The 1,958-nt window shown below is 46.6% G+C and carries 3 protein-coding genes; 1 reads left to right on the forward strand and 2 read right to left on the reverse strand.

Going from position 1 to position 1,958, the window contains the following annotated elements:
- Positions 1-58 precede the first annotated feature (58 nt).
- Positions 59-709 carry an NADPH-dependent F420 reductase gene (locus tag H6F93_RS29950; RefSeq protein ID WP_190689143.1) on the reverse strand — a complete coding sequence of 217 codons (651 nt, stop codon included), beginning with the start codon at positions 707-709 and terminating at the stop codon, positions 59-61.
- A gap of 56 nt (positions 710-765) precedes the next feature.
- Complete coding sequence (locus H6F93_RS29955; RefSeq protein ID WP_190689145.1) at positions 766-1,503, reverse strand: SDR family oxidoreductase; 738 nt, start codon at positions 1,501-1,503, stop codon at positions 766-768.
- Between the two features lie 325 nt (positions 1,504-1,828).
- Between H6F93_RS29955 and H6F93_RS35990 the strand changes: the two genes are divergently transcribed.
- Positions 1,829-1,958: winged helix-turn-helix transcriptional regulator (locus tag H6F93_RS35990; RefSeq protein ID WP_524538040.1), on the forward strand; the 130-nt coding region annotated here is incomplete at its 3' end.

A 1,958-nucleotide genomic window follows, 5' to 3' on the forward strand; every position in this document is an offset into this window, starting at 1 on the left:
AGGGAGTTTGTTTTGAGGGGCATAGGTAAAGGAGGAAAGGGTTAGGGGTCAGCAGTCCCTATCGACGCAACGCTTTGATTCCAATGTTTGGGAATAAGTTACTTGCCACCGCAAATTGTACCCAGGCAGTGGCTAAGGTTTCTAAACTACGCGCCACAATTAACCCGCCAACATCGATCGCATCATAGCCACAGTCTTGGATGAGGTGAGCAACGATTTCCTTTGCTTCTGGATCGTCCCCACAGTAAAAAACGGTGGGATGTTCACTCCCAAACTGGCGAGAATCAGAAGCCAGAATTTCAGCAAACGTAATGTTAAACGCTTCCACCACCTTTGCACCGGGAGCCAGTTCAGCTAATTGCTCAGCAACCGAAACTTTAAGGTCAGTGTTAATGCCAATGGTTTGCCTCGTAAAGTCGGGCTTCAAACCGCTCATACAGGTCAGGACAATCTTGTTCTCCAGAGAACCAACCGTACTCAAAACCTCTTCCAATACGAACGGTTGGAGGGCAATTAAAATTACATCGCTCAACTGCACAGCTTGTTCTGGTGTCCCAACCTGTGCAGTCTCGCCTGCTGCCGTTGCGATACTCTGCAATTTTGCTGGATCTCGTGAGTACGAAAACGTCACCTGATGCCCTTGCTTTGCCCAAATCGTGCCTAATGCACTACCCATACTACCCGCGCCAATAATGCCAATCTTCATCATTTTGTAGCTAAGGAGAGTTGAAAATCTTGTCGAACGGAACTATCAAATATCCGAATTTAACTGGCTAAAATTCCTGCCATCCACTTTTCAACCGCTTTCGGATCTTGGAGTAACTGAGCTTGCATCTCCTGCGCTTGTTCGCCAGGATAAACGTCCTCAACCTCATCAATAACCGCCTGAAGTGCTGCCCGCACCACCTCTTCGGGTGCAACTTTAGGTGGCGGAAAATCCTTGCTCATCCTGGTGTCTACTGTTCCAGGCATGACCCCAACCACCAGTGTTTCTTGTGAAGCAAGCTCGGCTCGAATTCCCTGCGTTGCCAATAGAGCTGCTGCTTTAGACGCACAGTAGGACGCATTCAACGGAAAACTAATCTTCGCCAGGATAGTGAGCATATTGACGATCGCCCCACCTCCATTCGCTTTCAAAACTGGAGCAAACGCCAAACACATCCGCAACGTACCAAGGTAATTGACCTCAATCTCCGATCGCACCTTGTCAAAATTGAGATCCGCAACCAATCTTTGATTAAATCCTACCCCGGCATTGTTGATCAGGAGATTCACATCAGAATACGCCTCAACTGCTGCCTTGACCAAGGCTTCATCGGTGATATCGAGGGGAATAGGAATGATGCGATCGGGATCTGTTGCCGCAATGTCCTTCAAGCTACCTGGATTACGTGCCCCAGCATAAATGCGAATGGCTCCAGCCGCTTGTAAGCCCTGAATGTAGTATTGCCCAATCCCACCGTTCGCGCCTGTCACTAATGCGATCGCACCTTGAACTTGCATGGTGTTGTGCCCTTATGTCGTTCGTCGTTCGTCATTTATCGTTCGTCATTTGTAGTGACCAATGACCAATCACAAAGAACAGGTTATACTCCTACTAACTTTTTCGGAAGTACTTACTTTTTTGTAAGCTCTCTCAATGAATGGGAAAGTAGCGTAGATGACCAATGAACCCACTCAAGGTACTGTATTTGTACAGACCACCCTTAAAAGTGTTAGGTGGGAAATGGTAGATTTTGATTCTTTGGCATCTCAAAGATGAGAAAAAGCGATTAGTGAACTCAAACGGTTGATGCCAGAGATTACAGAAAAGATGTTGATCCAATAATTGCGAGAGCTAGAAAAAGATGGCATTGTCAATCGAAATGTCTATTCAGAGATGCCACTGAAAGTAGAGTATTCATTTACTGAGTATGATCTGACACTCAAACCTGTCCTGCAAGTACTATGCAATTGGG

Source organism: Leptolyngbya sp. FACHB-671, assembly GCF_014695745.1.
Classification (GTDB): Bacteria; Cyanobacteriota; Cyanobacteriia; order Elainellales; family Elainellaceae; genus JAAUTN01.

Coding starts and splice junctions, on each gene's coding strand:
- H6F93_RS29950 (WP_190689143.1), bottom strand. CDS start 709: ATGATGAAGATTGGCATTATTGGCGCGGGTAGTATGGGTAGTGCATTA.
- H6F93_RS29955 (WP_190689145.1), bottom strand. CDS start 1,503: ATGCAAGTTCAAGGTGCGATCGCATTAGTGACAGGCGCGAACGGTGGG.